The sequence below is a fragment of the Aureimonas flava genome (assembly GCF_003583935.1).
In the GTDB taxonomy this organism is placed as follows: Bacteria; Pseudomonadota; Alphaproteobacteria; order Rhizobiales; family Rhizobiaceae; genus Aureimonas; species Aureimonas flava.
This window is the reverse complement of the sequence record NZ_QYRN01000006.1, coordinates 1-26,521: the sequence shown is the minus strand read 5'-3', so window position 1 is coordinate 26,521 and position 26,521 is coordinate 1. Positions and strand designations below refer to the sequence as shown.

The 26,521-nt window shown below is 71.7% G+C and carries 30 protein-coding genes and 1 tRNA gene; 12 read left to right on the top strand and 19 right to left on the bottom strand.

Annotated elements, in window-relative coordinates; translation table 11 throughout:
- Window positions 1-76: 76 nt before the first annotated feature.
- Both hisC and D3218_RS11950 read left to right on the top strand, forming a co-directional pair.
- Window positions 77-1,180 (top strand): histidinol-phosphate transaminase, encoded by a 1,104-nt coding sequence (gene hisC, locus D3218_RS11955; protein ID WP_119540322.1) that lies wholly within the window; start codon window positions 77-79, stop codon window positions 1,178-1,180.
- Window positions 1,177-2,130, top strand: coding sequence for a prephenate/arogenate dehydrogenase family protein (locus D3218_RS11950; protein WP_119540321.1), 954 nt, complete (start codon window positions 1,177-1,179; stop codon window positions 2,128-2,130). The genes hisC and D3218_RS11950 overlap by 4 nt, the downstream gene beginning before the upstream one ends.
- A gap of 3 nt (window positions 2,131-2,133) precedes the next feature.
- On the opposite strand, the gene D3218_RS11945 is transcribed toward D3218_RS11950, so the two are convergent.
- A complete protein-coding gene (locus D3218_RS11945) occupies window positions 2,134-3,168 on the bottom strand; it encodes a DUF2125 domain-containing protein (RefSeq protein WP_168990496.1) in 1,035 nt (344 codons plus the stop codon).
- Between the two features lie 69 nt (window positions 3,169-3,237).
- On the opposite strand from D3218_RS11945, the gene D3218_RS11940 reads away from it, so the two are divergent.
- Window positions 3,238-3,750, top strand: coding sequence for a gamma-glutamylcyclotransferase (locus tag D3218_RS11940; protein ID WP_119540319.1), 513 nt, complete (start codon window positions 3,238-3,240; stop codon window positions 3,748-3,750).
- Window positions 3,751-3,754: 4 nt separating this feature from the next.
- Here the strand turns inward: D3218_RS11940 and D3218_RS11935 are convergent, their stop codons facing one another.
- The 4 genes from D3218_RS11935 to ftsE form a co-directional block, all read right to left on the bottom strand.
- Entirely contained in the window at window positions 3,755-4,579 is an 825-nt protein-coding gene (locus D3218_RS11935) for a lysophospholipid acyltransferase family protein (protein WP_119540318.1), read from the bottom strand.
- 148 nt (window positions 4,580-4,727) lie between these two features.
- Window positions 4,728-5,399: a YdcF family protein gene (locus tag D3218_RS11930; protein WP_245415029.1), complete on the bottom strand. Its 672-nt coding sequence runs from the start codon at window positions 5,397-5,399 to the stop codon at window positions 4,728-4,730.
- Window positions 5,400-5,439: 40 nt separating this feature from the next.
- Window positions 5,440-6,405 carry a cell division protein FtsX gene (locus D3218_RS11925; RefSeq protein ID WP_119540317.1) on the bottom strand — a complete coding sequence of 322 codons (966 nt, stop codon included), beginning with the start codon at window positions 6,403-6,405 and terminating at the stop codon, window positions 5,440-5,442.
- On the bottom strand, window positions 6,398-7,057 hold the full coding sequence (ftsE, locus tag D3218_RS11920) for a cell division ATP-binding protein FtsE (RefSeq protein ID WP_119540316.1): 660 nt from the start codon (window positions 7,055-7,057) through the stop codon (window positions 6,398-6,400). The genes D3218_RS11925 and ftsE overlap by 8 nt, the downstream gene beginning before the upstream one ends.
- Window positions 7,058-7,237: 180 nt before the next feature.
- On the opposite strand from ftsE, the gene D3218_RS11915 reads away from it, so the two are divergent.
- The 4 genes from D3218_RS11915 to D3218_RS11900 all read left to right on the top strand — a co-directional run bounded on the left by D3218_RS11915 (window position 7,238) and on the right by D3218_RS11900 (window position 9,894).
- A complete protein-coding gene (locus tag D3218_RS11915) occupies window positions 7,238-7,573 on the top strand; it encodes a hypothetical protein (protein WP_119540315.1) in 336 nt (111 codons plus the stop codon).
- On the top strand, window positions 7,570-8,106 hold the full coding sequence (gene hpt / locus D3218_RS11910; RefSeq protein ID WP_119540314.1) for a hypoxanthine phosphoribosyltransferase: 537 nt from the start codon (window positions 7,570-7,572) through the stop codon (window positions 8,104-8,106). Before D3218_RS11915 ends, hpt begins: the two co-directional genes overlap by 4 nt.
- Before the next feature lie 100 nt (window positions 8,107-8,206).
- A complete protein-coding gene (locus D3218_RS11905) occupies window positions 8,207-9,346 on the top strand; it encodes a L,D-transpeptidase family protein (protein ID WP_245415028.1) in 1,140 nt (379 codons plus the stop codon).
- A 137-nt stretch (window positions 9,347-9,483) separates the two neighbouring features.
- Window positions 9,484-9,894 carry a response regulator gene (locus tag D3218_RS11900; protein WP_119540313.1) on the top strand — a complete coding sequence of 137 codons (411 nt, stop codon included), beginning with the start codon at window positions 9,484-9,486 and terminating at the stop codon, window positions 9,892-9,894.
- Window positions 9,895-9,898: 4 nt separating this feature from the next.
- Here D3218_RS11900 and tam read toward each other — a convergent pair whose 3' ends face one another.
- From tam to argH, 5 genes are all read right to left on the bottom strand, one after another.
- On the bottom strand, window positions 9,899-10,684 hold the full coding sequence (gene tam, locus D3218_RS11895; protein ID WP_119540312.1) for a trans-aconitate 2-methyltransferase: 786 nt from the start codon (window positions 10,682-10,684) through the stop codon (window positions 9,899-9,901).
- A 71-nt stretch (window positions 10,685-10,755) separates the two neighbouring features.
- The gene (locus D3218_RS11890) at window positions 10,756-13,362 is read right to left on the bottom strand and encodes a TIGR02302 family protein (protein ID WP_119540311.1); all 2,607 of its coding nucleotides are present in this window, start codon (window positions 13,360-13,362) and stop codon (window positions 10,756-10,758) included.
- Window positions 13,363-13,539: 177 nt separating this feature from the next.
- Entirely contained in the window at window positions 13,540-14,805 is a 1,266-nt protein-coding gene (gene lysA / locus D3218_RS11885; protein WP_119540310.1) for a diaminopimelate decarboxylase, read from the bottom strand.
- Between the two features lie 16 nt (window positions 14,806-14,821).
- Window positions 14,822-15,079 carry a hypothetical protein gene (locus D3218_RS11880; RefSeq protein ID WP_136625087.1) on the bottom strand — a complete coding sequence of 86 codons (258 nt, stop codon included), beginning with the start codon at window positions 15,077-15,079 and terminating at the stop codon, window positions 14,822-14,824.
- 77 nt (window positions 15,080-15,156) lie between these two features.
- On the bottom strand, window positions 15,157-16,533 hold the full coding sequence (argH, locus tag D3218_RS11875; protein ID WP_119540606.1) for an argininosuccinate lyase: 1,377 nt from the start codon (window positions 16,531-16,533) through the stop codon (window positions 15,157-15,159).
- A gap of 43 nt (window positions 16,534-16,576) precedes the next feature.
- Here argH and tlpA point away from each other — a divergent pair, with 43 nt between their 5' ends.
- Entirely contained in the window at window positions 16,577-17,251 is a 675-nt protein-coding gene (tlpA, locus tag D3218_RS11870) for a thiol:disulfide interchange protein TlpA (RefSeq protein WP_119540308.1), read from the top strand.
- A gap of 10 nt (window positions 17,252-17,261) precedes the next feature.
- Here tlpA and D3218_RS11865 read toward each other — a convergent pair whose 3' ends face one another.
- The 7 genes from D3218_RS11865 to D3218_RS11835 all read right to left on the bottom strand — a co-directional run bounded on the left by D3218_RS11865 (window position 17,262) and on the right by D3218_RS11835 (window position 22,127).
- Window positions 17,262-17,480: an alkylphosphonate utilization protein gene (locus D3218_RS11865; protein ID WP_245415027.1), complete on the bottom strand. Its 219-nt coding sequence runs from the start codon at window positions 17,478-17,480 to the stop codon at window positions 17,262-17,264.
- A 13-nt stretch (window positions 17,481-17,493) separates the two neighbouring features.
- A complete protein-coding gene (locus tag D3218_RS11860) occupies window positions 17,494-18,372 on the bottom strand; it encodes a 3-hydroxybutyryl-CoA dehydrogenase (protein WP_119540306.1) in 879 nt (292 codons plus the stop codon).
- A 22-nt stretch (window positions 18,373-18,394) separates the two neighbouring features.
- Window positions 18,395-19,324, bottom strand: a complete 930-nt coding sequence (locus D3218_RS11855; protein WP_119540305.1) for an electron transfer flavoprotein subunit alpha/FixB family protein — start codon at window positions 19,322-19,324, stop codon at window positions 18,395-18,397.
- Window positions 19,325-19,406: 82 nt separating this feature from the next.
- Window positions 19,407-20,153 carry an electron transfer flavoprotein subunit beta/FixA family protein gene (locus tag D3218_RS11850; protein ID WP_119540304.1) on the bottom strand — a complete coding sequence of 249 codons (747 nt, stop codon included), beginning with the start codon at window positions 20,151-20,153 and terminating at the stop codon, window positions 19,407-19,409.
- Window positions 20,154-20,321: 168 nt separating this feature from the next.
- Window positions 20,322-20,894, bottom strand: coding sequence for a cob(I)yrinic acid a,c-diamide adenosyltransferase (locus D3218_RS11845; RefSeq protein ID WP_119540303.1), 573 nt, complete (start codon window positions 20,892-20,894; stop codon window positions 20,322-20,324).
- A 75-nt stretch (window positions 20,895-20,969) separates the two neighbouring features.
- Window positions 20,970-21,158 carry a twin transmembrane helix small protein gene (locus D3218_RS11840; RefSeq protein ID WP_055893403.1) on the bottom strand — a complete coding sequence of 63 codons (189 nt, stop codon included), beginning with the start codon at window positions 21,156-21,158 and terminating at the stop codon, window positions 20,970-20,972.
- Window positions 21,159-21,230: 72 nt separating this feature from the next.
- Window positions 21,231-22,127, bottom strand: coding sequence for a DMT family transporter (locus tag D3218_RS11835; protein WP_245415026.1), 897 nt, complete (start codon window positions 22,125-22,127; stop codon window positions 21,231-21,233).
- 165 nt (window positions 22,128-22,292) lie between these two features.
- Between D3218_RS11835 and D3218_RS11830 the strand changes: the two genes are divergently transcribed.
- The gene (locus D3218_RS11830; protein WP_119540301.1) at window positions 22,293-23,246 is read left to right on the top strand and encodes an AEC family transporter; all 954 of its coding nucleotides are present in this window, start codon (window positions 22,293-22,295) and stop codon (window positions 23,244-23,246) included.
- Here D3218_RS11830 and gluQRS read toward each other — a convergent pair.
- Entirely contained in the window at window positions 23,218-24,117 is a 900-nt protein-coding gene (gluQRS, locus tag D3218_RS11825) for a tRNA glutamyl-Q(34) synthetase GluQRS (protein ID WP_119540300.1), read from the bottom strand. The genes D3218_RS11830 and gluQRS overlap by 29 nt on opposite strands.
- A 44-nt stretch (window positions 24,118-24,161) precedes the next feature.
- Here gluQRS and D3218_RS11820 point away from each other — a divergent pair, with 44 nt between their 5' ends.
- Window positions 24,162-24,833 (top strand): DNA-3-methyladenine glycosylase family protein, encoded by a 672-nt coding sequence (locus D3218_RS11820; RefSeq protein WP_119540299.1) that lies wholly within the window; start codon window positions 24,162-24,164, stop codon window positions 24,831-24,833.
- Between the two features lie 164 nt (window positions 24,834-24,997).
- On the top strand, window positions 24,998-25,558 hold the full coding sequence (locus tag D3218_RS11815) for an HNH endonuclease (RefSeq protein ID WP_119540298.1): 561 nt from the start codon (window positions 24,998-25,000) through the stop codon (window positions 25,556-25,558).
- 36 nt (window positions 25,559-25,594) lie between these two features.
- Here D3218_RS11815 and D3218_RS11810 read toward each other — a convergent pair whose 3' ends face one another.
- Entirely contained in the window at window positions 25,595-26,125 is a 531-nt protein-coding gene (locus tag D3218_RS11810; protein ID WP_119540297.1) for a disulfide bond formation protein B, read from the bottom strand.
- 111 nt (window positions 26,126-26,236) lie between these two features.
- Here D3218_RS11810 and D3218_RS11805 point away from each other — a divergent pair.
- Window positions 26,237-26,323: transfer RNA gene (locus tag D3218_RS11805), tRNA-Leu, on the top strand.
- The last annotated feature ends 198 nt before the right edge of the window (window positions 26,324-26,521 follow it).

The window sequence follows — 26,521 nt, the reverse complement described above, 5'->3', positions numbered from 1 at the left end:
CCCTCCCTCGACAGCCGGCACGCCGGGGAGTATGCGCGGGCGCATGTCTCCCACCGGCCGAGCAGCAGGACCCGCGATGACCAGCCTTCCCGCACGCCCCCAGCCCAAGCCCGGCGTCCTCGACATCGAGGCCTACGTGCCGGGCAAGAGCAAGGCGCCGGCGGGTGTCCGGCTGCACAAGCTGTCCTCCAACGAGACGCCCTTCGGCGCCTCGCCCGAGGTCCAGGCGGCGCTCGCCGACGTCGCGGCCCACCTGGAGCTCTATCCCGACGGCCAGGCCGGCGCCCTCAAGGCGGCGATCGCCGAGGTGCACGATCTGCCCGCCTCGCGCATCCTATGCGGCAACGGCTCCGACGAGCTGCTCGGCCTCCTGGCGCAGGCGTTCCTGTCGCCCGGCGACGAGGCGATCCACACCGAGCACGGCTTCCTCGTCTACGACATCTACATCCGCGCCGCCGGCGCGACGCCCGTGGTCGCGCGCGAGCGGGACGAGCGCGCCGAGGTGGACGCGATCCTCGCCTGCGTGACGCCGCGCACCCGGATCGTCTTCCTGGCCAATCCGAACAACCCCACCGGCACCTACCTGCCGGCCGCCGAGATCGAGCGCCTCCATGCGGCCCTTCCCGCCAACGTCCTCCTGGTGCTGGACGCGGCCTATGCCGAATACGTGCGTCGCGAGGACTACCGCGCCGGCACCGAGATGGTGGCCGCCAACCGCAACGTCGTGATGACGCGGACCTTCTCCAAGATCCACGGCCTCGCCGGCCTGCGCATCGGCTGGATGCTGGCGCCGGAGGAGATCGTGGACGCGCTGGACCGCATCCGGGGCCCGTTCAACCTCAACGCCATGGCCATCGCGGCCGGCGCCGCCGCGATCCGCGACAGCGCGCATGTCGAGAAGAGCGTCGCGCACAACGACGCCTGGCTCGAGCGGCTGACGCGCGAGCTTTCGGCGCTCGGCCTTCGCGTCACGCCCTCGGTCGGCAACTTCGTGCTGGTCCACTTCCCCGACCGGGCCGGACACACGGCGGCGGATGCCGACGCCTTCCTCACGACGCGCGGCTTCATCCTGCGGCGCGTGACCGGCTACGGCTTTCCCAACGCGCTGCGCATGACGGTGGGTTCGGCGGAGGCCAACGAGGGCGTCCTGGCCGTGCTGAAGGATTTCCTCGCGAAATGACGGCACCGCTCTTCGAGAAGGTCGCGCTGATCGGCATCGGCCTGATCGGCTCGTCCATCGCGATCAACATCCGCGACCGGGGCCTCGCGCGCGAGGTGGCCGTGGCCACGCGCCGCGAGGCGACGCTCCGGCGCGCCGAGGAACTGCGGCTCGGCACGAGCTTCCACCTCGACCCGGCCGAGGCCGTTCGCGACGCCGACCTCGTGATCCTGTGCCTGCCGGTCGGATCCTGCGGCGCGGCGGCGGCGGCGATCGCCCCCCACCTGAAGCCCGGCGCCATCGTCTCCGACGTCGGCTCGGTGAAGGGCGCGGTGGTGGACCAGATGCGCCCGCACCTGCCGGCCCACGTCCACTTCGTGCCGGGCCACCCGATCGCCGGCACGGAGCAGTCCGGGCCGGATGCCGGCTTCCTGGAGCTCTTCGAGAACCGTTGGACGATCCTCACCCCGCTGCCCGACACGGACGAGGCGGCGACCGAGCGCCTACGCGCCCTGTGGCTCGCCACCGGCGCGATGGTGGAGGTGATGACGCCCGAGCACCACGACCTCGTGCTCGCCATCGTCAGCCACGTGCCGCACCTCATCGCCTACAACATCGTGGGCACGGCCGCCGATCTGGAGACGGTGACGCAGTCCGAGGTCATCAAGTTCTCGGCCTCGGGCTTTCGCGACTTCACGCGCATCGCCGCCTCCGACCCGACCATGTGGCGCGACATCTTCCTGACCAATCGCGACGCGGTCCTCGAGATGCTGGCCCGCTTCTCGGAGGACCTCGCCTCGCTCCAGCGCGCCATCCGCTGGGGGGACGGCGACGCGCTGTTCGACCTCTTCACCCGCACCCGCGCCATCCGGCGCTCCATCGTGCAGGCGGGGCAGGACACGGAGGAGGCCAATTTCGGCCGCCTCAAGCCGCGACGCGACCCCTGGAACGAGGGCGCGCCCGGCGAATAGGCGTCAGATCCGCGGCAGCCGCCCGAGCGGGATGAAGCCGAGCCGGGCCTCGCCGTCGCGCACCGCGACGTCGAGCACGGTCCGGCCGTTCTCCTGGCGCCCCACGAGGCCGATGCCGCCGGCGATCGTCGAGGCGATGCCGGCGCTGCCGGGGACGAGGGCCGCGACGAGCGCGGCGATCGCCTGCGGGTTCTGGACGCCGAGACGGAAGTCGCCCGAGATCTCTCCCGTTTCCGAAACCCGGAAAGGGCCCGACACGTCGACGCTCGCGCCCGCCGCCGAAGCGAGGCGCAGCGTGCGGATCAGTCCCGCCTCGCCGCGCAGCGCCGGCCCGACCTGCCCACCCGGCACGCCGTCGCGCAGCCAGGCCGCCGCGCCGTCCACCGTGAGGTCTGCCGACAGGTCGAAGGACGGCAGGGTCCCGATGCCCGGCACGGCGGCGATCACGCCCGCGTCCGACAAGGCGAAGTCGAGCCCCGCCCCGTTCTGCCGCGCATGGGTCTCGAGCCGCGTGGAGCGCGCGAGCGGGGCGAGCGCGCCGTCGTCGCCGACGAGCGACAGGACGGGTCCGTCCACCGCGATCGACACGCGCTCCATGCCCTCGCTCCAGAGGCTGGTGGAGGCCTGGGCGAGATCCCAGCCCATCTCCAGCGGCGGCAGGTCCGGCAGGTCGGCGCGCAAGGGGCCGCCGAGTTCGGCGACGATATGGGACGGCTGGTAGAGCTGGGCCGCCGTGCGCAGCGTGCCCGCCGAAAGCCGGATGCCGTTCCCGGGCGCATCGACGCCCACGGTGTCGCAGGACAGGCCGATGCGGAACGGATAGCCGAACACCTCGCGCCCGTCGCAGGCGATGGTGGTGCCTCCGCCCGCCGACGCGTCCAGGAACGATGCGACGCGCCGGTCGAGCTCGCCCGCCAGATAGTACCAGACGCCGGTCAGCGCCGCCGCCAGCACCAGGACCACGATCGCGACGCCCGCGAAGACGCGACCCGCCGCGGAGCGACGGCCCGTTTCCCCTTCCGCCCTTGACCTTGCCATCCGGGCATCCTTTCTGCGCAGCCGAACCGGCGCCTTCATGAAGCGCCGGAGACGGGAATGGCAAGAGTGATGGACGATTTGTGGGTCTTCGCCTACGGCTCGCTGATCTGGCGGCCGGGCTTCGAATACGAGGAGCGCGCCCGCGCCCGCCTCGCCGGCTTCCACCGCTCGCTGTGCATCTACTCCCACGTACATCGGGGCACGCCCGAGAGGCCGGGGCTCGTGTTCGGGCTCGACCGGGGCGGCTCGTGCGTCGGCATGGCGTTCCGCGTGCGCGCCGACCGGGCGGAGGCGACGGTCGCCTACCTGCGGGAGCGCGAGCTGGTGACCAACGTCTACCTGGAGACGAGGCTGCCCGTGCGTCTCCTGGACGGGCGCCCGGTGCGCGCGCTGGCCTACGTGGTGGACCGGGGGCACGCGCAGTATGCGGGGCGGCTGTCGGTGGACATGGCGGCCGCGCTGGTCGCGCGCTCGCACGGGCAGTCGGGTGCCAACCGGGACTACGTGCTGTCGGCCCTGGAGGAAATCCAGCGTCTCGGCCTCAACGACCGCTGGCTGGAGAGCGTGGCGGCGCGGCTCTGAAGCGTCAGAGCCCCTGCGTGCCCTCGGGCGCGCGTTCCTGTTCCACCGGATGCGGGTCGGGATCGGCCAGGAGCCGGGCGACCAGCGGGCTCACGGGCAGGTCGGGCCGCTCGGCATAGGCGGATCTGACGAGATCCAGCGAACGCTCCTCGATCCGGTCGCGCAGGGCGGCGATGAAGGTCTCGCGGTTCAGGCCGGGCGGGATCGGCTCCAGGAACTGCGCGCGGATCGTGCCGGGCTCGCGGCGCACCGCCTGGCGCGGCCAGAACAGACCGGAATTCAGCGCCACCGGCACGGCCGGAATGCCGAGCTCGGCGTACAGGAAGTGGATCCCTGGGCGGTAGTTCGGCGCGGTGCCCGGCGCCGAGCGCGTGCCCTCCGGGTAGATCACGATCTGCCGCCCCTCCGACACCGCCTTGCGCGCGCCGGCCAGGAGCGAGGGCAGCACCGCGGCGCGCCGCGAGCGATCCACCGGGATCATGCCCATGGTGCGCGCGTACCAGCCGAAGACCGGGATGCCCATCAGTTCCTTCTTCAGGATGAAGGCCGGCCGTTCCACCACGAGGAGAAGCGCGATGACGTCCCAGAAGGACTGGTGCTTGGCGGCCACGATGCAGGATCCGGCGGGCATCATCGCCGCGTCCTCGACACGCGAGCCGGTCCCCGCCACCGTGCGCAGCAGCCAGAGGCTGTTGCGCGCCCAGCCCTTGACGATGCGCCAGCGCCGCGCCTCCGGCAGCAGGAAGAACACCGGCAGGTGCACGAGAAGCTGCCCGATCAGGTGGGCGTAGAACAGGATCTGGAACAGGACGGAGCGAAACAGGATCATCGGTCGAGCGGCTCGAACACAAGGCGGCCCTTCGGGCGGGCGCTTCCTCATACGGGCCTGCGCGCGGAAGGGAAAGGCGCAAGCGCGGCGCCGCGCGAGAACGGGCGGCGCGATCGCCCGCCCCGGTGGCGACGCGACGCGCCCGCGCCTATTCCGACCGGCCCGCGACGCGGTGGTGCGCGCCCCCCAGCGCCGCCAGGTCCAGCCCGGTCGAGAGCCGTGCCTTGACCGCCAGGACCTTGGCGTATTCCGTCACCAGGAGGCGCAGGCCGAGCCGCGTCGGCCAGCCGTCGCGCCGCCAGAGCTTCTCGGGCGAGACGGGATAGGGAACGATCGCCGGCGCGTCGGCGACGCCGCCCATCTCCAGGAGCGAGCGGGGGATGTGGTAGTCGCTGGTGACGAGGAGCAGGCGTTCGAACCCGTGTTCCTTGGCCCACTGGGCGGTCGCCTCGGCGTTGCCGATCGTGTCCATCGCCTCGTAGTCGAGGTCGACGCAGCAGTCGATCAGCGCCATCTCCGTGTCCGTCGCGCGCGCGATGGCGGCGGCGCTGGTGCCCCGGTTCACGCCGCTGATGAGGAGCCGCCGGCCCTGGCCCTCGCGCAGGAGCCCGATCGCCTTGCGCAGCCGCTGCTCGCCGCCCGTCAGCACCACGATGCCGTCGGCATGGGCCGTGACGGGCGGGGCGGACAGCGCCGCGACGTCGCTGGCGAAGCGCGCGAAGCCGCCCACCAGATAGGCGCCGCCCGCCAGCACCACGAACAGCGCCAGCCAGGCCGACCGACGCGGCCAGTGCCCGCGCCTCCCCTGCCGCGCCGTCACCGCGCCCTCCCGCCGTCGAGCCGGCCGCTGCAAGTCATTCTCATCCGTCCACCGGCGACAGCATGTCGATCGCGGCCAATTGGCTAGTGACCGTGATGCGAGAGGTCAGCGCGGTCAAGACGCCGATAGAGATCACCAGCGCCGCGGTGCCCGCATAGCCCCACCAGCCGATGGCGAAGGAGCCGAACAGGGCGCTGATCTGGTCGGCCTCCGGCGTCGCCTGGTTGGCGCGCGTCCACTGCCCGACGAGCAGGAACACGAGAAAGGCGCAGGCGCCGCCGGCGAAGGCGCCGATCAGCCCGAGCTTCAGGAAGTGGCGCTGGAACTCGCCCGCGATGAAACCGCTGCGCGCGCCCACGAAATGCAGCACCTCGATGATGTGCCGGTTGCCCGTCATCGCCCCGCGCGTGGCGAACACCACGGTGAGGACGGTGGCGATCATCACCAGCGCCAGGATCGCGATGCCGATCAGCACCGTCGCGTGGGCCATGGAGACGAGCCGCGACACCCAGGCGCGGTGGTCGTCGAGGCTCGCCTGCGGCACGGCGGCGCGCACGGCATCGCGCAGCCGCGCGAAGTCGGGCGGCCGGCCTTCGTCGATTCCGACGATCACGAGGCGCGGCACCGGAAGCTCGTCGAGGTCGAGCCCCTCGCCGAGCCAGGGCTCCAGGAGCCGCCCGGTGGCCGCGTCGTCCAGCGGCACGGCCGAGACCACGCCGGGCACCGCGAGCACGGTGGCGCGGATCGTGTCCAGCGCGGCGGCCATGTCCAGCCCCTCGTCGGGGCGCACCTGCACCGTCACCTCGCGGGCGATCTCGCTCTGCCAGTCGGCCGCCGTGTCGGCCACCAGCGTCACCGCCCCGAGCGTCAGGCTGGCCAGGAAGGTCATGATGGCGATCACGGTGAGCAGCGCGCGCCCCGCCACGTTGCCGGGCGGCACGATCGGGTTCGCCCGCGCCTGCCCGCGCGAGCGCCATCGTGACAGGAGGGCGCGGGGATCAGTCATAGATCTGGAGCCGCCCGTCGGCGAGGATCAGGCGGCGCGCCTCGATCTGGTCCATCAGGCCGAGGTCGTGCGTGGCGATCACCACGGCGGTTCCGGTGCGGTTGAGCTCCATGAACAGGCGCAGGAGGCGGCGCGCGAGCGGCGGGTCGACATTGCCGGTCGGCTCGTCCGCCAGGAGGATGTCCGGCCGGTCGATCAGCGCGCGCGCGATCGCCGCGCGCTGCTTCTCGCCGCCCGACAAGACGACGGGCGAGGCGTCGAGCCGCTCGCCGAGACCCACCCACTTGATGAGGTCCACCACGTCCCGCCGATAGCTCGCCTCCTCGCGCCCGCGCACGCGCAACGGCAGCGCGACGTTCTCGTAGGTGGTCAGATGGTCCAGCAGGCGGAAGTCCTGGAACACCACGCCGATGCGCCGGCGGATCGCCGGAAGGTCGGTGCGCTTGAGGGTCGAGGCGTCCTTGCCGAGCACCGTGATGAGGCCGCGCGTGGGCTTCAGCGCGAGAAAGAGCATGCGCAGGAGGCTGGTCTTGCCCGCGCCGGACGGCCCGGTGAGGAACTGGAAGGACTTCGACCGGATCTCGAAGGTCAGGTCGCGCAGGACTTCCGGCCCCATGTCGTAACGCAGGCCCACGTTCTCGAACCGTATCAAGCCGCACCGGCCTCCCTGCCTTGCGACGCCCGGCGGCGTCGTCACCCGTCCCTGATCCATCAATCCGGCTGCATTCGGGCCGCCGTCGTGCCTCACAAGCTTCCGTTAACCATAAGAGCTTACCGAATCCTGACCTTCGCGCGCCGAGCGCCGCGATGCATCGATCGGTAGGAGGCCGGCATGGAGCCGAACCACCCTCATGGCCGGCTCAGCCGGCGGCGCCACGACTGGCGCGGCGCGCGCGAACTCGTGATCGAGGGCGAGGCGCGCGTCGTCTCGCGCACCGCGGGCGCCGGCCCGCGTCCGGCGCCCGCCGCCTCGGCGCCGCGCTGGGGCGCCGCGCTGGACGCGGCGGCGGCCCTCGCTCCCACGGCCCCCCGCCTAGCGCGCCTCGCCGTTCCGGCCGGCCTCGCCCTCGCGGCGCTCGCCGTCTTCGCCCTGTCGCCCGCCGAGGCGGAGAGGCATGGCGCCGGCGAGCCGGCGGTGCGCGTCGCGGCCGCCCCGGTGCTCCGATGATCGCGGTTCGCGGGCGCGCGCTCGAGGTCCTGTTCTCGGAGGAGACCATCGCGCGCGAGGTGGATCGCATGGCGGCCGAGATCGCCGCCCGGCAGCCGGAGAACCTCCTCGTGGTGGCGGTCCTCAAGGGGTCCTTCGTGTTCGCGGCCGACCTGATCCGCGCCCTGCATCGCCACGGTGTCGCGCCCGAAATGGAGTTCATCTCGCTCTCGTCCTACGGCGCGGGAACGGTGGGCGGCGACGTGCGCATCGTGCGTGACGTGGAAGGGGCGATCTCGGGCCGCAAGGTGCTCCTCGTCGACGACATCCTCGAATCGGGCCGCACGCTCCTCTTCGCGCGCGACCTGATGCTGGCGCGCGGCGCCACCGGCGCCGAGATCGCCGTGCTCCTCGACAAGCGCATGAAGCGCGCGGCCGCCATCGAGGCCGATCACGTCGGCTTCGAGTGCCCGGACGTGTTCGTGGTCGGCTACGGCATGGATGTCGGCCACGCGTTCCGCGAACTGCCTTTCGTGGGACGGGTCGTGGACTGAACGCGGCCCTGCGACATTTACGGTTCTGCGCGCCTTCGCGCGTGGAGCCGCAGCGTCGCTGACGCGTTGTCGCCTCCGATCGGATCAGGAGACGACGCCAATGCCCAAGCCGTCATGGATCACCCTCGCCCTGGTCCTGGCGATGGGCGAGAGCGCGCTGGCAGCGCCTCCGGCGCCCGATCTCTCGGAAGGCGCGATCAATTCGGCGAGCTTCGAAGACTGGACCGCCCGCAACCGAGCCGCCGAAGCCGCCGCCGAGAACCCGGGCGACCAGCCGGCCGGAGACGACGCCGCCGCGCCGGTCGAGGACGGCGACGAACCCGCCCCGCCCGCGGACACGGAGGCTGCGGCTGCGGCAGCCGAGCCGACGAGCGAGGAGGAGCCGGAGGACGCGCCGGACCCGTTCATGATCCGCGTCCAGGTGCTTCTCGATCGCGCCCATGCTTCGCCGGGCGTCATCGACGGCCGTTCGGGCGGCAACACCGAAAAGGCGATCCGCGCCTACGAGGAAGCGCACGACATGAGCGTCGACGGCGTGGTGGACGAGGCGCTCTGGAAGGCGCTGTCGCGGGACGGCGGACCGGCGGTCAGGACCTACCAGCTGACGCGCGAGGACATCGACCAGCGCTACGTCTCGGACATCCCGTCGGACTACGGCGCGATGGCGAAGCTCGACTGCCTCTGCTACCGCGGTCCCGCGGAAATGCTCGCCGAGCGGTTCCACATGGACGAGAAGCTGCTTCTCGCCCTGAACCCCGGCGCCGACTTCAACTCCACCGATACCCGGATTCTCGTCGCCGACCCCGGTGCGGCGCCCGAAGGCAAGGTCGATCGCATCGTGGTCGACAAGTCGAAGGGCGAGCTCTTCGCCCTCGACGCCGACGACCGCGTCCTCATGTCGGCCCCTGCCACGATCGGCTCCGACGATACGCCCTCGCCGAGCGGCACGATGAAGGTCAACGGCAGCGCGCCCGATCCGACCTACGAGTACGATCCGGACAAGAACTTCCAGCAGGGCAAGAACCGGAAGAAGCTGACGATCCCGGCCGGACCGAACGGTCCCGTCGGTTCGATGTGGATCGACCTGTCGAAGCCGACCTACGGCATCCACGGCGCACCCGAACCCTCGCAGATCGGCAAGAGCGGCAGCCACGGCTGCGTCCGCCTGACCAACTGGGACGCCGAGGCGCTCGCCCGGCTCGTCCAGCCGGCCAGGACGACGGTCGAGTTCAAGGGCTGAGGTCGGCGGCCCTTCACCAACGGTTAGCCCTGTTCGGTAAGGGTTCGGACAAGGATGGGCGGGCATACTCCGTGCCACGGACCGGGCCTTGCCCCGTCCGGCCGGCACGTGCCGGCGCGTGCGAGGAGCAGATCGCCATGGCCCGAATCTTGATCGCCGAGGACGATACCGGCATCCGGCTTCTGGTGGCGCGCGCCCTGCGGCTGGAGGGCCATGAGGTGCTGGTGGCCGAGGACGGCGAGATGGCGGTCGACGTCCTGGCCGAGGAGAACGGCGCGTTCGACCTGCTGCTGTCCGACATCCGCATGCCCGGCATGACGGGGATCGAACTCGCCCATGCCGCGCACGCGACGTTTCCCGACCTGCCGATCCTCCTGATGACCGGCTATGCCGAGCAGCGGGAAGCGGCGGAAGACCTGTCGGCCTTCATCCTCGGCGTCGTGGAGAAGCCCTTCACCATCGCCGAGATCCGCCAGCGCGTGGCGCAGGCGCTCGCCGGCCTGCCGGCCTGCCGCCACGCCGCCGCGCCGATGCGCCGCTACGGCTGAGCCGTCAGGCCCGGCGGGCGACGAAGAACAGGCGCGGAAAGGCCAGGAGCCGCCGGCCGTCCGCGCGCGCCGGGTAGCGCCGGTCCATTTCCTGCGTGTAGCGCGCGCGAAACCGCGCCCGCCCCGCCTCGTCCAGTGGGTCCACGAACGGCTTCAGGCCGGTCGAGGCGAACCAGTCGGTGATGGCCTGCGGCGATCCCATCGGATGGTTGTAGATCGTGGTCCAGACGTCCAGCTCGGACGCCGCCCCCGCCAGCCAGTCGTAGTACGTCTCGCGCGGAGCGATCGCCTCGCGCGCCTCGTCCATCCCGCCCAGCGCGGAGGCGAAGGGCGCCTCGCCGGCGATGTCGCGCATGGCGACCTGCGACGGGTCGGCGAGATTGTCCGGGATCTGCACGGCCAGGAGGCCGCCGGCCCGCACGTGGGCGAACAGGGCGGGGACCAGCCGGGCATGGCCGCGCACCCATTGCAGGGCCGCGTTGGAGAACACGAGATCGAACGGGGTGTCCGGCGCGAAGGCGGCGATGTCGGCGCGCTCGAAGCGTGCGTCCGGCAGGCGTGCCCGCGCGGCCTCCAGCATCGCATCGGACGTGTCGAAGCCGATGATCTCGGCCTCGGGAAACCGCTCCGCCAGCAGCGCCGTGGAATTGCCGGGCCCGCAGCCGAGGTCGGCGATCCGCAGCCCCGCGCCTGCCCCCTCGCCGATCCGGCAGCGGGCGAGGAGGTCGCGGGCCGGGCGCGTGCGCTCGTCCTCGAAGCGGGTGTAGAGGGCGGGGTTCCAGTCGGCCATGGCGCGGCTCCGTACGGGGATGGCCGCGTTCTACGTGCGCCGGCCCGCCGTGCCAAGCCGGCCCGCCCGGCTCAGGGCGTGCGAAGCAGGCGCTCCAGATACTGCCGCTCCTGCTCGGGCGAGAGCGGACGTCCAAGCCGGTCGCGGATCTGGTCCAGGATGCGGCGCGCGCGCTGGATGTCGATCTCGTCGGGCACGCCGACGTCCTGGCCGAAGTCGGGCCCTTGCGTCTGGCGCTCGCGGCCCAGGGGGTCGCGGCCCGAACGTTGCTGCCCCGGCCCCTCGCCGTAGCGGCCTGGACCGCCGGGCTGCATGCCCTGGCCGGGCTGCTGCCCTTCGCCCTGCCCCTGCATGGCCTGCATCTGGTTCATGGCGTCCTGCGCTCCGCGCCGCAGCGCGCTCATCGCGTCGCCCTGCTGGCCCACCGCCTCGCCGTCGTCGCCCTGGCCGATCGCGCCTTCGGCCCGGCCCATCGATTCGCCGGCCTGCCCAAGGTCCTCGCTCGGCTGGAGGCCCTGCCCCTCCATCGCTTCGCGCAGCGCCTGAAGGTCCTTCTGGAGCTGGCCCTGCTCGGCCTGGAGGCGTTCCTGCAGGGCGCGCAGCTCCTCCTCCGTCATCGGCGGGCGCTGGCCCTGCTGGCCCTGCTGGCCCTCCTGACCTTGCCGACCCTGCTGGCCGGGCTCGCCGCCGCGCTCGTTCTCCATCTGCCGCCGCATCTGCTGGCGACCGAGCTCGAAGGTCTCGTCCATCAGCTTCTGCTGGCGCTGCAGCATCTCGCCGAGCTGGTTCATCTGCTGCTGCATCGGGCTCTGCTGGCCGGACTGCTGCTGCCCCTGGTTGGGCCGCATGGCCTGGAGGCTGTCCATCATCTCGCGCAGCTCAGACAGGAGCTGCTGGGCGGCGTCCTTGGAGCCGGACCGCGCCAGATCCTCGATCCGGTCGAGCATGCGGTCGAGGTCCTGCGGGCGGATCTCCTGGCTCTCGCCCATCTGCGACAGGCTCTGCGGCGGCATGTTGCGCATCGCCTCGGCCATGGCCTGCATGTATTCCTGCATGGCCTGGCGCAGCTCCTGCATGAGCTGGGCGATCTCCTCGTCGCTCGCACCGTTCTCGAGCGCCTGGGACAGCTGCTCCTGAAGATCGCGCAGCTTGCGCTCGGAAGCGCCGAGGTCGCCGTCCTCGATGCCGAGCGCGATCTGCCACAGGAAGTCGACCGCCGAGACCAGCGTCTCGTCGTCGGGCGCGTGGGCGATGCGCTCGCGCACGGCGCGAAGCGCGAGGTAGTGCGCCGGATTGGCGATGAACTCGTCGCCGCGCAGGGTGATCGCGTCCAGCATGGAGACGACGCGCGGCGCGGCGTTGGCGTCCAGCGCCAGGATGCGGCGCTGCTCCACTACGGCGCGCGCCATCGGGTCGGTGAAGCGCCGCTCGGGAAGCGTCACCTCGAGCGGCGGCGTCTCGCCGGCCTGCCCCCCGTCGTCGCGCACCGTCAGCGTCAGGGCGGCGCGCGTACCGGCATAGGGACTGTCGGTGAGCGCGAGGCTGGTGCGCCCCTCCGCCTCGCCCACGCGCCGGCGCGGCAGGGACAGCGAAGGCTCGGGCGGAGCGATCAGCGGACGCGCGCCCGGAGCCACGGGCTCGCGCGTGGCGAGCTTGGCCTCGCCGGCCGCCACGCCGTAGTCGTCGCTCACCGCGAAGGCGAGGTCGAGCGAGCCGTTGCGCCCCGGCTTCGGCTCGCCGCGGAAGGCGACGGTCGGCGGCGTGTCCGGCGTGACCGTGAAGCGCCAGGCGCCGAGGTCGCGGAAGGTTCCGGCGATGCGGGCCGTTCCGCTCTCGCGCAGGGGCAGCTCGTATTCGCCGGCGACGGGCGCCTCCGCCGTCTCGGCCGTGTCGGGCGCCTGCCCTTCGGGCACCACCGGGGCGATCGGCGCCGCCTCCCCGCCCTCGGGCCGGAAGGTCGCCTCGGTGCCGCGCCGGTCGGAGACGCGCAGCGAGAGCACCGTGCCCTCCGGCACCTCGATCGGACCCTCCGCACTCGTGTCGGCGGCCAGGAGAATCGGCGCGCGGCCGGTATAGCCGGGTGGCGTCGCCCAGGCGTCGACGCGCACGCCGGCCGCGAGCTCCGTGTGGAGCGGCGCCAGCGCGTCGGCGACGCGCCCGCCGAGCGGACCGAAGGAGAAGGCGAAGCCGGTGACGACCAGGAGCGCCACCATGGCCCGCAGGCCGTAGGGATCGATCGCATAGGTGCGCGTGCGCGGGCCCGTGGAGCGCAGGGCGCGCAGGCGCTCGGCCATGCGGCGCTGATGCTCGTGCCAGAGCGCGGCGGCGAAGTCGTCGCCGGCCGGCACCCGATCCTCCTGCGCCTGGAGCGGCTGGTGGTCGAGCGCGCTGTCGGCCTCGACGCGACGGGCGACCTCCGCCCGCGTCGGCAGGCGGACGCGGCGCGCGCCCCACAGGGCGGCCAGCGCGCCGAGACCGAGCACGCCGAGAAGACCGATGCGCAGCCAGTCGGGCACGGCGGCGAAGACGCCGAACCAGGCGAGAATCAGGAAGGCCCCGACCAGCGCCGCCAGCCGCACCAGCGTCGGCCAGGCGCGCTCGGCGAGGATCGCGGCAGACGCCGCGCCGCGCACGGAGGCGGTGCGGGCCATGTCGAAGCCGGAGGTTTCAGGACCCATGAAGCCGCTTTCGGAATGGGCGGGCCGGGCCGCCGCCGGCTCGGATCCGCGCCTCATCGCATGCGGACGCCGGCAAGCGATGACATGGCCGGGCGCCCTTCTGTCTCGGGACAGACTAACAGCTTTTGAGGCGAAGGCGAGGCGCTGACGCGGGCGTGATGCCGCGCCGGCACCCGCTCACAGCCAGGGCGGCAGGCGGTCGAGCGCGATCAGGTCCTCGATCGGCGGGCGCGGGCGCACCACCGCATAGGCATCGTCGCGCACCAGCACCTCGGGGACCAACGGCCGCGAATTGTAGGTGCCGGACTGCACGGCGCCGTAGGCTCCCGCCGAGGCGACGGCTAGGAGATCGCCGGCCTCGGCCGGTGGCAGCGACCGGTCCTTGGCCAGGAAGTCTCCGCTCTCGCAGACCGGACCGACCACGTCGGCGGTCACGAAGTCGGCATCGCCCGCCGGCTCCACCACGGGGCGGATCTCGTGCCACGCCTCGTAGAGCGTCGGGCGGATCAGGTCGTTCATCGCCGCGTCCACGATCAGGAAGGTGCGGCCCGCCTCCTCCTTCCGGTAGATGACCGAAGTGACGAGGATGCCCGCGTTGGCCGCGATCAGGCGGCCCGGCTCGAACACCACCCGCGCGCCGAGGTCGCGCACGTGGCGCTTCACGATCTCGGCATAGGCCGGCGGGCCGGGGGGCAGTTCGTTGGAGTTGCGATAGGGCACGCCGAGGCCGCCGCCGAGGTCGATGTGGCTGATCGCGTGGCCGCGCGCGCGCAGGCGCCGCACCAGCTCGGCGAGCCGGGCGAAGGCGAGGTCGAAGGGCTCGAGGTCGACGATCTGCGAGCCGATATGCATGTCGATGCCCGACACCGCGATCCCCGGCAGCCGGGCCGCGAGGTCGTAGACCGCCTCGGCGCGCTCGAAGGCGATGCCGAACTTGTCGGACTTCTTGCCGGTCGAGATCTTGGCGTGGGTGCGCGCGTCGACGTCCGGGTTGATCCGGAACGAGACGTGCGCCGTGCGTCCGGACGCGGCGGCGCGCTGCGAGATCGCATGCAGCTCGGGCTCGGACTCGACGTTGAAGCAGAAGATGCCGGCATCGAGCCCGGCGTCGATCTCGGCCGCCGTCTTGCCGACGCCGGAGAACATGATCTTCTCGGCCGGGACGTCGGCCGCAAGGGCGCGCGCCAGCTCGCCCCCGGACACGACGTCCGCCCCCGCGCCGAGCGAGGCCAGCGTCCGCAGCACCGCCTGGTTGGAGTTCGCCTTCATGGCGTAGCAGACCGTGGCGTCGATATCGGCGAAGGCGTCCGCGAAGACGCGGTAGTGCCGCGTCAGCGTCGCGGTGGAATAGCAGTAGAACGGCGTGCCGACCTCGGCCGCGATCGCGCGCAGGTCCACGTCTTCGGCATGCAGGATGCCGTCCCGATACTCGAAGTGGTTCATGAGCCGTACCGGTACGCTAGTTCAGGAGGCCGTCGAGAAGGAAACGCTTCTTCTCGGCGTTGGGATTGGTGGTGACCTCGGTCGGCAGCACCGAACGGTCGGTGGCGAGCGGGGCGACCTTAGGCAGGCGGGCCGTGCCCGTCGCGTCCGGCACCACGGCGCGCGAGACCTGCCCGTCGGGCAGCTTGGCCACGGGCACCGTCTTGCGCCCGCAGCCCGAAAGCGCCAGGGCGGCCACGAGGCCGAGGCAGATCGCAAAAGCTGGTTTCGTCATTCCGCCCGGCATCCCGTCGTCCATCCGCGCGGGCGCGCGGCCCGCTTCTCGTGCTTACCGCGTCCGCGCCGGGATCACTAGCCTTCCGACGCCAGCCGCTCGCGCCAAGCCGCCGCCTGCGCGCGGACCCCGTCCGGCGCCGTGCCGCCGAAGCTCGTGCGGGAGGCAACGGAAGCGTCCACCGACAGCACCGAGTAGATCTCCTGCCCGATCCGCGCCTCGATCGAGCGGAGATCGGCGAGCGGCAGGTCCTCCAGGGCGACGCGCCGTTCCTCGGCCAGCGCCACGACGCGGCCCGTCACGTGATGGGCCTCGCGGAAGGGCAGGCCGAGCTCGCGCACCAGCCAGTCGGCGAGGTCCGTGGCGGTGGAGAAGCCGGCGCCCGCCGCCGCCCGCATCTTGGCGGCGTTCACCTGGAGATCGCTCACCATGCCGGTCATGGCGGCCAGCGCCAGGGCCAGGCTGTCGATCGCGTCGAAGACCTGCTCCTTGTCCTCCTGCATGTCCTTGGAATAGCTGAGCGGCAGGCCCTTCATGATGGTCAGCAGCGCCACCAGCGAACCGGCGATGCGGCCGGTCTTGGCGCGCACCAGCTCGGCGGCGTCCGGGTTCTTCTTCTGCGGCATGATCGAGGAGCCGGTGGAGAAGGCGTCCGACAGGCGCACGAAGTCGAACTGCGGCGTCGACCAGATCACGATCTCCTCGGCGAGCCGCGACAGGTGCGTGGCGCAGATCGCCGCCGCGGACAGGAACTCCAGCGCGTAGTCGCGGTCGGAGACCGAATCCAGCGAGTTGCGCGTCGGCTCGCGGAACCCGAGCGCCTCGGCCGTCGCGTGCCGGTCGATCGGGAAGCCGGTGCCGGCGAGCGCGGCGGCGCCGAGCGGCGATTCGTCCATGCGCCGGATCGCGTCCCGCACCCGGCCCCGGTCGCGGCCCGCCATCTCGACATAGGCGAGGCAATGGTGGCCGAAGGTGACCGGCTGGGCCGCCTGGAGATGGGTGAAGCCCGGCATCACGGTGGCCGCGTGCTCCTCGGCGCGCGCGAGCAGCGCCTCCTGCAGGGCGCGCAGCGCACGGTCGAGGTCCTCGGCGGCGCGCTTCACGAAGAGGCGGAAGTCCACGGCCACCTGATCGTTGCGCGAGCGCGCGGTGTGCAGGCGCCCGGCGGCCGGACCGATGAGTTCGGCGAGCCGCGCCTCCACGTTCATGTGGATGTCCTCGCGCGCCTTCGAGAAGGCGAAGCGTCCCTCCGTGATCTCGGTGCGGATCGTCTCGAGCCCCTGCCTGATTTCCGCCGCGTCGGCGGTCGAGATGATGCCCTGCCGTCCCAGCATCTCGGCATGGGCGATCGACCCGGCGATGTCTTCCCGGTAAAGGCGCTTGTCGAAGTCGATCGAGGCGTTGATCGCTTCCATGATCGCGCTGGGGCCGGAGGCGAAGCGTCCGCCCCACATCTCGTTGCTCGTCGTCTTGTCCACGAAAAGGCCTTTCCTGCCGATGTCCGACCCGAAGCCGACCCCGTCCCCCGCACCCCGGCCGTGGGGCACGAAGCGGATCCTGAGCCTCGCACTCGCCGGCGGACTGCTCGCCGGGGCCCTCGGCGTATACGTGATGGAAACGCGCTCTGGCAACGAAACGGTGGCGTCCTGCCCGGCCGCGCCCGCCCTGGCCTCGGCGCTGGACGCGGCGGCGCAGGGCGAGGTGGCCGCGATGCGTCCGCTGGAGACCCCGTTCGACGTCTCCGCGCTCGCCTTCCGCGACGGCGAGGGTCGCGACACGACGCTCGGCGCCATGCGGGGCCAGTCGCTCCTGGTGAACCTCTGGGCGACCTGGTGCGCGCCCTGCCGGGCGGAGATGCCGGCGCTGGACGCGCTGGAGCGCGAGGCGGGCGACGAGAGCTTCGCGGTGGTGCCGATCAATGTGGACACGGGCGACGACGCCAAGCCGCGCGGCTTCTACGCCGAGACGGGCCTGCGGTCTCTGCCCTATTTCCGCGACGAGACGATGGGCGTGTTCAACGACCTGAAACGCCAGGGCGTGGCGCTCGGCCTGCCGGTGACGCTGCTGGTGGACGGGGGCGGCTGCGCCCGGGCCGCGATGAACGGGCCGGCGGAATGGGCGAGCCCCGACGGGCAGCGCCTCATCGACGCGCTGAAGGGCGGCGGGGCCTGACGCCCCCCCCTTACGCCTTCTTCAGGAACTCGGTGCGCAGCACGAGGTCCTTCACCTTCTCGGCCCGGCACTCCACGAGGTCCGGGTCGCCGGTGAGGCGGATGTTCTTCACCAGCGTGCCGCGCTTCAGGGTCACGCTGGTGCCCTTCACCTTGAGGTCCTTGACGAGGGTCACGCTGTCGCCGTCGGCGAGCGGCGTGCCGTTGGAGTCGCGGGTCGTGTCGCTCAACGTCTCGGCCCTTTCAGCGCGTCGGCACCGGGGTCTCGCCGCGATAGTCGTAGAAGCCGCGCTTGGCCTTGCGGCCGAGCCAGCCGGCCTCGACATACTTCACCAGGAGCGGGCACGGGCGGTACTTGGAATCGGCCAGCCCGTCGTGCAGCACCTGCATGATCGACAGGCAGGTGTCGAGCCCGATGAAGTCGGCGAGCTGGAACGGGCCCATCGGGTGGTTGGCGCCGAGCCGCATGGAGGCGTCGATCGATTCCACCGAGCCGACGCCCTCGTGGAGCGTGTAGATCGCCTCGTTGATCATCGGGATCAACACGCGGTTGACGATGAAGCCCGGAAAGTCCTCCGAGATCGTCATGGTCTTGTCGAGGCTGCCGACGAAGCGCTTGGACATCTCGAACACGGCGTCGTCGGTGGCGATGCCGCGCACCAGCTCGACGAGCTTCATGACCGGCACCGGGTTCATGAAGTGGATGCCGAGGAACCGCTCGGGCCGGTCGGTGCCCGAGGCAAGCCGCGTGATCGAGATGGAGGAGGTGTTGGAGGCGAGGATCGCGTCGGGCCGCAGCACCGGACAGACCTGGGCGAAGATGCGCCGCTTGATCTCCTCCTTCTCGGTCGCCGCCTCGATCACGAGGTCGGCGGGCGCCAGATCGTTGACGCCGTCGGCGGGCTTGAGGCGCGCCAGCGCCGCGTCGCGCGCGCCCGCTTCGATCTTGCCGCCGGCGACCTGGCGCTCGAGCCCGGCCGCGATCTTCTCGACGCCGCGGGTCGCGAGCTCCAGGCTGACGTCGTAGAGCACGACGTCGTAGCCCGCCAGGGCGCTCACATGGGCGATGCCAGCGCCCATCTGCCCGGCGCCCACGACGCCCACCGTGCGAATGTCGGCCATGATCGGTTCCCCGCCTTCGCCGTCAGAGCTTGCTCGTGAGATCGGGCACGATCTGGAACACGTCGCCGACGAGGCCGTAGTCGGCGACCTGGAAGATCGGGGCGTCCTCGTCCTTGTTGATGGCGACGATGACCTTGGAGTCCTTCATGCCGGCGAGGTGCTGGATGGCGCCCGAGATGCCGCAGGCGACGTAGAGGTCCGGCGCCACGACCTTGCCGGTCTGGCCGACCTGCCAGTCGTTCGGCGCGTAGCCCGCGTCCACCGCCGCGCGGCTGGCGCCCACCGCCGCGCCGAGCTTGTCGGCGAGCGGCAGCATGACCTCCTCGAACTTCTCGCGCGAGCCGAGCGCCCGGCCGCCCGACACCACCACCTTGGCGCCCGACAGGTCGGGCCGCTCCGAATGGGCGACCTCCTCGCCGACGAACCGCGACACGCCGGGATCGGCCGCCGCGCCGACGCTCTCCACGGGCGCCGAGCCGCCCGCCTCGGCGGCCGCGAAGGCTGCCGTGCGCACGGTCAGCACCTTGATCGCGTCGTTGGAGCGCACCGTCTCCACCGCGTTGCCGGCATAGACGGGCCGCTCGAACGTATCGGCGGCCAGGACCGCCGTCACGTCCGACACCTGCATCACGTCGAGAAGCGCGGCCGCGCGCGGCAGTGCGTTCTTGAGCGCCGCCGTGGCCGGCGCCACCACGGCGCCGTAGCCGGGCGCCAGCCCGACCACCAAAGCGGCCAGCGGCTCGGCGAGATGGTGGCCGTAGGCGGCGTCCTCGGCGTGCAGGACCTTGGCGACCCCCTGGAGCCCGGCGGCGGCCTCGGCCACCGCGCCCGAGCCCTGGCCGGCCACCAGCACATGGACCTCCGCGCCGAGCTGGGCGGCGGCCGTCAGCGCCTTGGCGGTCTCGCCCGACAGATGGGCGTTGTCGTGCTCGGCGATCAGTAGCGTGGTCATGGACGGAATCTCGCGAATGGGAAAGGAACGGGACGGTGGCCGGAGAGCCGGCCGGAACGGGGGTGGCGCGGACGCGCGCGGCTCAGACCAGGCCAGCGCCCTTGAGCGCGGAGACCAGCTCGTCCACCGAGCCGACCTTGACGCCCGCCTGACGGCCCTTGGGCTCGGCGACCTTCACCACCTCGAGGCGCGGCGCGAGGTCCACCCCGAACTCCGACGCGTCCCGCTCCTCCAGCGGCTTCTTCTTCGCCTTCATGATGTTGGGCAGCGACGCATAGCGCGGCTCGTTGAGGCGAAGGTCGGTGGTGACGATCGCCGGCAACGCGAGGCCGACCGTCTGGAGCCCACCGTCCACCTCGCGCGTGACCGACAGGCCGCCGTCCGCCACCTCGACCTTGGAGGCGAAGGTGCCCTGCGCCCAGCCGAGCAGCCCCGCCAGCATCTGGCCGGTCTGGTTGCAGTCGTCGTCGATCGCCTGCTTGCCGAGGATCACGAGGTCGGGCTTCTCGGCCTCGACCACGCCCTTCAGGAGCTTGGCCACGGCGAGCGGCTCCAGCCGCCCCTCGGCCTTCACGAGGATGCCCCGGTCGGCACCCATGGCGAGCGCGGTCCGGATCGTCTCCTGCGCCTGCGCCACGCCGACCGAGACCGCCACGACCTCGGTCGCCGCGCCCCGCTCCTTCAGGCGCAGGGCTTCCTCCACCGCGATCTCGTCGAACGGGTTCATCGACATCTTCACGTTGGCGAGCTCGACGCCCGTCCCGTCCGCCTTCACGCGGACCTTAACGTTGTAGTCGACGACACGCTTCACACAGACGAGAATCTTCATCGGGGCCTTCCCTGGCTTGCCCACGGGTCGCGCCGCGGGCCGGACTTTTCAACCGCCCCTTTCATACGGAGGGGCCGGAGAGGGTTCAAGCAAACGGGTGCGACGCATTCCGACCGTTTCGCGACGGACGCTACACGTCATTGACGTTTACGTCAAAGTTTTCAGCGTCTATCGGTTCGCGCCGGGCACCCAGAGCACGTCGCCGCGTCCCGAGTCGTTGGCGTGGCGCGCGGCGACGAACAGGTAGTCGGAAAGCCGGTTCACGTAGCGGAGCGCGGGATCCGACACGCGCTCGCCCTCGCGCCGGGAAAGGTCCACCATCAGGCGTTCGGCGCGGCGCGCGGTGGCGCGCGCGACGTGGAGATGGCTCGAGGCGGGCGTGCCGGCGGGCAGCACGAAGGAGTTCAGCGGCTCGAGGTCTGCGTTGAGCCGGTCGATCTCGCGCTCCAGCCACTCCACCTGCGCCTCCGCGATCGCCAGCCGCTCGTAGGGCGGCGGCTCGTCGCCCTCGGGCGTCGCCAGGTCGGCGCCGAGATCGAACAGGTCGTTCTGGATGCGCGACAGGGCGGCGTCGAGATCGGCCGAGGCGTGAAGGCGCGCCACGCCGATCAGCGAGTTGGTCTCGTCCACGGTGCCGTAGGCCTCGATGCGCAGATCGCTCTTCACGCGCCGCTCGCCGTTGCCGAGCGCCGTGGTGCCCTTGTCACCCGTGCGCGTGTAGATCCTGGTGAGCCGAACCATCGCAAGCCTTCCGTGTCCCCGGTGCCGAACCCATCTAGGACGCGGCGCCGGAGGGGAAACCGGCCGTGCGCGGGTTCAGCGCGCGAAGTAGAGCGCGCCCACGATCACGGCGACCGCGATCGCCTGCAGCATGACGCGCGCGCGCATCAGCTTCTGCGATGTGTTGCCGGGGCCGCCGCGCATCATGTTGGCAAGGCCCATCACGAGGACCACGGCGACCGCGATCATGAAGATCACGGCGAGAATGGTGAAGATCGTCGACATCTGACTTCTTTCCGGCGTGCGCCGCCTCGGGTGATATAGGCCCGGCCGGCCCCGAACGCGAGCGCCGCGACCTCATGCCTCGCGCCGGCGCCCCCCGAAGCGAAGCGCGCCCGTGGCCGCCGCGACGCCTCCTGCCGCCAGCGCCATGCCGAGGAGTTGCACCGGCGTCAGCGCCTCGTCGAACAGGACGAACGTCTGCAGCGCCGTCACCGCCGGCACGAGATACATGAGCGAGGCGACGCGCGACACTGCGCCCTCGCGGATGAGATAGAGCAGCAGGAAGATCGCCCCGATCGACAACGCCAGGGTGAGCCAGAGAAGCGCGAACACGAGCTCGCCCGTCCAGTCCACCCGCATCGTCTCGAAGGCATGGGCCGCCACGAGGGTCGGCAGCAGCGCCCCCACGTACTGCGCCGCCGTGCCGACGCGAAGGTCGAGCGAGCCGACGAACCGCTTCTGCCAGACCGTGCCGAGCGAGATGCCCGCCACCGCGAAAAGCGCCGGCGCGAGCTGGCCGAGGCCGAAGCCGCTCGCCTGGCCGAGCTTCGGCGCCACCACCAGGGCGACGCCGAACAGCCCCACCGCCAACCCGGCCCAGTGCCGCGCGGTGACCCGCTCGCCGAGGAGCGACGCCGCCATGACGGCGGTGAGGAGCGGCTGGAGGCCCGCCACCAGCGCCGCGACGCCGGCCGGCAGGCCGTGGCGCACGGCGAAGAACACGCCGCCGAGATAGAGTCCGTGAATCAGGCTTCCAGCGAAGGCGGCGTGCGCCAGGCGGGGAGCGGACACGCCCGCCGCGCCGCGCAGCGCCAGCGCGGCCGCCGGAAGGAGGATCAGCAGCGCCAGCGCGTAGCGCATCGACAGGAACGTGAAGGGCTCGGCATGCGGCATCGCGTAGCGTGCCCCGACGAAGCCGGTGGACCAGAGAAACACGAAGATGGCCGGAAAGAAGGGCAAGAGCCGGCGCAAGGCCACGGTCCTTTCGAATGCCGCAGGCGGAAGGGTCGGAGCCCCGGCGTGCGTTCGCGATACCAGTCGCGCGTCGCCCGTCAACCCCCGCATCGGCCGGATCGTCCCTCGCCTCGGTTCCCCGCGCGGGGTAAGCGGGGGCATGTATCGACCTTCCGAGATGCCATGACGCTCGTTCTCTCCGTCGTCGCCCCGATCTTCCTCCTGATCGCGCTGGGAACCCTGTCGGCCAAGTCCGGCTACCTCCCGGCCTCAACCGGCGACGCCCTGTCGGGTTTCGTGTTCAAGGTGGCGGTCCCGGTGCTGATGTTCCGCACCGTGGCGACCGCGCATTTCGGCGAGGCCAATCCGCTGTTCCTGTGGGTCGCGTATTTCGCGGGCGTCGCGCCCGTCTACGCCGCCGGCATGTGGATCGGCCGGCGCTTCGGCGGCACCGACCGCCGCGGCGCGGTGATCGCGGGCGTTTCGGCCAGCTTCTCCAATCTCATCTTCGTCGGCGTCCCGATGATCGAGCGCGCCTTCGGGCGCGAGGGGCTGGACGCGCTGGCGCTCCTGCTGGCGATCCACCTTCCCACCATGATGCTGGTCTCGACGCTGCTCCTGGAACGCGCCGCCCTCGGCGACGCCCGCGACAAGGGCGAAAGCGCGAGCTTCTCCCCCCGGCGGGTGGTCGGCCAGGTCGTGCGCAACCTGTCGCGCAACGCGCTGGTGGTGGGCCTCGCGTCCGGTGCCCTGTGGCGCTGGACCGGGCTGCCGCTGGAAGGGCCGCACGGCGAGGTCCTGCGCCTCGTCGCCGGAACGGCGGGACCGACGGCCCTGTTCGCGCTCGGCATGTCCATGGTCCGCTTCCCGATCGGCGGCGACCGGCTGGCGCCCTTGGCGCTCACCGCCCTGGCCCTCCTGGTCCAACCGCTGGTCGTGTTCGTGGTGGGCGCGGCGATCCTGCCGCCACTCTGGCTGAGCGTCGCCGTGGCGGCCGCCGCCTGCCCGGTCGGCGTCAACGCCTTCCTGTTCGCGACCCATTTCCGCACCGGCGAGCGGCTGGCCGCCAGCGTCATCGTCCTGTCGACGCTCCTGGCCGCGCTGACGCTCACGGCATGGCTCGCCCTTTTCCACTGAGGCCCACCATGCGCCGGATGTCCTCGGGCCCCAGCCCCGCCTCGCGCAGCGCGCGCAGCGACACGTCTCCCCGGCTCTTGGAGAGCTTCTGCCCGTCGGAGCCGAGGATCAGGTCGTGATGGTGGTAGACGGGAACGGGAAGGCCGAGAAGCGCCTGGAGCAGCCGGTGGACGGATGTGGACGGCAGGAGGTCGAGCCCCCGAACCACATGGGTGACGCCCTGGATCGCATCGTCCACCACCACCGAAAGATGGTAGCTCGTCGGTGTATCGCGTCGCGCCAGCACCACGTCGCCCCAAAGCTCCGGCTCGGCCGGCACGTCCACCGCCTCGCCGCCGCCCGTTTCGGCGAACAGGAGCGGCGCCACGAGCCGCTCCCGCGCCCGCCGCATGTCGAGCCGCCAGGCGAAGGGCTCGCCCGCCGCCATCCGGCGACGACGCTCCCCTTCGGGCAGCAGGCGGTCGAGGGCGGGATAGATCGGCGCGCCGTCCGGATCCACCGGCCAGGGTGCGCCCTCCGCCTCCTCGAAGGCGGCGGCGTGGCGCCGAATCTCGCCCCGCGTCATGAAGGCCGGATAGGCCAGCCCCTCCCCGGCGAGCGCCTCCAGCGCCGCGCGGTAGTCGGCGAAATGCGCCGATTGTCGCCGCACGGGCGTCTCGTGGGCGAAGCCGAGCCAGGCGAGGTCCTCCCGGAGCATCGCCTCCAGCGCCGGGGTGCAGCGCGCCGTGTCGATGTCCTCCAGCCGCAGAAGGAGGCGCCCGCCCCTCTGGCGCGCGAGGTCCGCATTGAGAAGCGCCGAGTAGGCGTGGCCGAGATGCAGCAGCCCGTTGGGGCTGGGCGCGAAGCGGAAGACGGTCGGATCGGCGGCCATTCCCTCCTATCTCACGCGCCCCGCGCGGCGCCTAGGAGGCGCGCATGATTCGCAGCCAGGAGGATGTCGATCGCGGCTTGGCCCGGCTCGTCGCGCTGGATCCGCGCCTCGCGCCGGTGGCGGCGGTGGCCGGGCCGACGCCGCTGCGCCCGGGCTCGGCGGATCTGCCGGGGCTCGTCGCCACCGTGGTCGCGCAGCAGGTGTCGCGCGCCAGTGCCGCGGCGATCCTCGGCCGCCTCGCGGCCCTCGTGGACCTTTCCGATGCCGGCGCGCTGCGCGCCGCATCCGACGAGACGCTCCGGCAGGCGGGCCTGTCGGGCGCCAAGGCCCGCACCGTGCGCGCGCTCGCGGCGGCGATCGGCCGGGGCGAGCTCGATCTTCGCCGCGTCGCCGAGGCTCCACCCGAGGAAGCGATCCGCGCGCTGGTCGCGATCCCGGGCATCGGCCGCTGGACGGCGGAATGCCATCTCCTGTTCGGGGTCGGTCATCCCGACATCTTCCCCGCCGGCGACCTTGCCCTGCGGATAGCGGTCGGCCGGGGAGTGGGCCTCGGGCCGCGCCCCGCGGAACGCGCGGTGGCGCTGGCGGCCACTGCGTGGTCGCCGCTGCGCTCCGTCGCGGCACGCCTGTTCTGGGCCTACTACGCCGCGCTCCTGCGCCGCGACGCCGCCCCCGTCGCAGGGCCGCCCGTCCTGCCCGGACCGAGCGCGCGGTAGCGGGACCTGTGCATGGCGTTTTGCCAGCGGTGCCAACGGCTTCACAAAGGCGACACGATAGGCCACGATAGTGGAGACGCATATGAAACGTGCATGAGCATACGGTTTCGCAAAACCGGCTCCCGTTCTTGCGAAGCCGCTGCCTTGCGTGAAGGAGAAGCTCCTTGACGATCGCAGTGCCGTCTTCCTTGTCTCCGGCGCTTGTCCTGAACGCCGATTACCGGCCCCTCAGCTACTATCCGCTGTCCCTATGGTCGTGGCAGGACGCGATCAAGGCGGTGTTCCTCGACCGCGTGACCATCCTGGCCGAATACGACCGGGCGGTGCACAGCCCGACCTTCTCCATGCGCCTGCCCTCGGTCGTGTGCCTGAAGTCCTACGTGAAGCCGGCGCGGCATCCGGCCTTCACGCGCTTCAACGTGTTCCTGCGCGATCGCTTCCAGTGCCAGTATTGCGGCTCGCCGCACGAACTCACCTTCGATCACGTGATCCCCCGATCGCGCGGCGGCCTGACCACGTGGGAGAACGTCGTCGCCGCCTGCTCGCCGTGCAACCTGAAGAAGGGCGGCCTGATGCCGCGCGACGCCGGGATGCATCCGCATCAGGCGCCCTATCAGCCGACGGTGCACGACCTGCACAACAACGGACGACAGTTCCCGCCGAACTTCCTGCACGAGAGCTGGCTCGACTACCTCTACTGGGACACCGAGCTCGAGCCCGAATAAGACCCGCGCGGCATCCGGTCGGCGGGCCGCGTCGGTTCAGGCGAAGCGGTCCGCCCGCGCCAGCGCGCTGCGTAGGGCAAGCGCGGCCAGCGCAAGGGCGATCAGCGTGTTCCAGCCGGCCAGCGACAGGCCGAGAATGCGCAGCGCGGCTTCGGAGCAGGAAGGAGGCCGCACGGCGTCCATCGACGACAGGAGATCGCCTGACAGGTCGATCGCACCGCCCGCCGCGCAGTCGGCCGGTCCCGGCCAGAAGCCCCATTCGACCCCGGCATGGAAGACGCCGAGCCCGGCCGCCCACAGCATCAGGAGCCCGACGGCGAGAAGCAGGGCACGTGTCGCGACGGCCGGGGCCTTCAACCACGAGACGGCCAGCGCGACGAGGGCGATCGGTATGCCGATATAGTAGGGCGTGCGCTGCTCCAGGCAGAGCGCGCAGGGCATGTAGCCACCCACGTGCTGGAACAGGAGCGCCCCCCCGACCGTCGTGGCCATCCCCACCGCGAGCAGGCCCGCCGCAAGAGTCTGCCGAAAGCCGGTCCGCTCCCGAAAGGTGACAAGTCGCGCCATCGTGGTCTCGCCTTCGATCGTTGCCCGGCCGGCGGGCGCCCGGATCGCGCTATGGACGCTTTCACGCTTTCATGGCAAGAGGATCGCGGCGCCTCCGGGGCGTCCTCCGTCGCGGGCGTGGCGGAATTGGTAGACGCAGCGGACTCAAAATCCGCCGTCCTCACGGATATGTCGGTTCGAGTCCGACCGCCCGCACCACGGCCTCGACGCCGCTCCCGTCCCTCGACGACACGCCGCTTCCTTCTTTTCACGTCGCATCCGGCAAGCCCCGCGCGACGGTTCTGGCGATGGTTGGGACGTGGCCTTTGGGGGAGGTTGCGAAGGTTCACTACTCGTCGCCGCGGACGCAGTTTCTGGAGCGCCGTGTGGTGGACAAGGGGACGGGCCGGAAGGGGT

Coding starts and splice junctions, on each gene's coding strand:
- hisC (WP_119540322.1), top strand. CDS start 77: ATGACCAGCCTTCCCGCACGCCCCCAGCCCAAGCCCGGCGTCCTCGAC.
- D3218_RS11950 (WP_119540321.1), top strand. CDS start 1,177: ATGACGGCACCGCTCTTCGAGAAGGTCGCGCTGATCGGCATCGGCCTG.
- D3218_RS11945 (WP_168990496.1), bottom strand. CDS start 3,168: ATGGCAAGGTCAAGGGCGGAAGGGGAAACGGGCCGTCGCTCCGCGGCG.
- D3218_RS11940 (WP_119540319.1), top strand. CDS start 3,238: ATGGACGATTTGTGGGTCTTCGCCTACGGCTCGCTGATCTGGCGGCCG.
- D3218_RS11935 (WP_119540318.1), bottom strand. CDS start 4,579: ATGATCCTGTTTCGCTCCGTCCTGTTCCAGATCCTGTTCTACGCCCAC.
- D3218_RS11925 (WP_119540317.1), bottom strand. CDS start 6,405: ATGACTGATCCCCGCGCCCTCCTGTCACGATGGCGCTCGCGCGGGCAG.
- D3218_RS11915 (WP_119540315.1), top strand. CDS start 7,238: ATGGAGCCGAACCACCCTCATGGCCGGCTCAGCCGGCGGCGCCACGAC.
- hpt (WP_119540314.1), top strand. CDS start 7,570: ATGATCGCGGTTCGCGGGCGCGCGCTCGAGGTCCTGTTCTCGGAGGAG.
- D3218_RS11905 (WP_245415028.1), top strand. CDS start 8,207: ATGCCCAAGCCGTCATGGATCACCCTCGCCCTGGTCCTGGCGATGGGC.
- D3218_RS11900 (WP_119540313.1), top strand. CDS start 9,484: ATGGCCCGAATCTTGATCGCCGAGGACGATACCGGCATCCGGCTTCTG.
- tam (WP_119540312.1), bottom strand. CDS start 10,684: ATGGCCGACTGGAACCCCGCCCTCTACACCCGCTTCGAGGACGAGCGC.
- D3218_RS11890 (WP_119540311.1), bottom strand. CDS start 13,362: ATGGGTCCTGAAACCTCCGGCTTCGACATGGCCCGCACCGCCTCCGTG.
- lysA (WP_119540310.1), bottom strand. CDS start 14,805: ATGAACCACTTCGAGTATCGGGACGGCATCCTGCATGCCGAAGACGTG.
- D3218_RS11880 (WP_136625087.1), bottom strand. CDS start 15,079: ATGACGAAACCAGCTTTTGCGATCTGCCTCGGCCTCGTGGCCGCCCTG.
- argH (WP_119540606.1), bottom strand. CDS start 16,533: ATGTGGGGCGGACGCTTCGCCTCCGGCCCCAGCGCGATCATGGAAGCG.
- tlpA (WP_119540308.1), top strand. CDS start 16,577: ATGTCCGACCCGAAGCCGACCCCGTCCCCCGCACCCCGGCCGTGGGGC.
- D3218_RS11860 (WP_119540306.1), bottom strand. CDS start 18,372: ATGGCCGACATTCGCACGGTGGGCGTCGTGGGCGCCGGGCAGATGGGC.
- D3218_RS11855 (WP_119540305.1), bottom strand. CDS start 19,324: ATGACCACGCTACTGATCGCCGAGCACGACAACGCCCATCTGTCGGGC.
- D3218_RS11850 (WP_119540304.1), bottom strand. CDS start 20,153: ATGAAGATTCTCGTCTGTGTGAAGCGTGTCGTCGACTACAACGTTAAG.
- D3218_RS11845 (WP_119540303.1), bottom strand. CDS start 20,894: ATGGTTCGGCTCACCAGGATCTACACGCGCACGGGTGACAAGGGCACC.
- D3218_RS11840 (WP_055893403.1), bottom strand. CDS start 21,158: ATGTCGACGATCTTCACCATTCTCGCCGTGATCTTCATGATCGCGGTC.
- D3218_RS11830 (WP_119540301.1), top strand. CDS start 22,293: ATGACGCTCGTTCTCTCCGTCGTCGCCCCGATCTTCCTCCTGATCGCG.
- gluQRS (WP_119540300.1), bottom strand. CDS start 24,117: ATGGCCGCCGATCCGACCGTCTTCCGCTTCGCGCCCAGCCCCAACGGG.
- D3218_RS11820 (WP_119540299.1), top strand. CDS start 24,162: ATGATTCGCAGCCAGGAGGATGTCGATCGCGGCTTGGCCCGGCTCGTC.
- D3218_RS11810 (WP_119540297.1), bottom strand. CDS start 26,125: ATGGCGCGACTTGTCACCTTTCGGGAGCGGACCGGCTTTCGGCAGACT.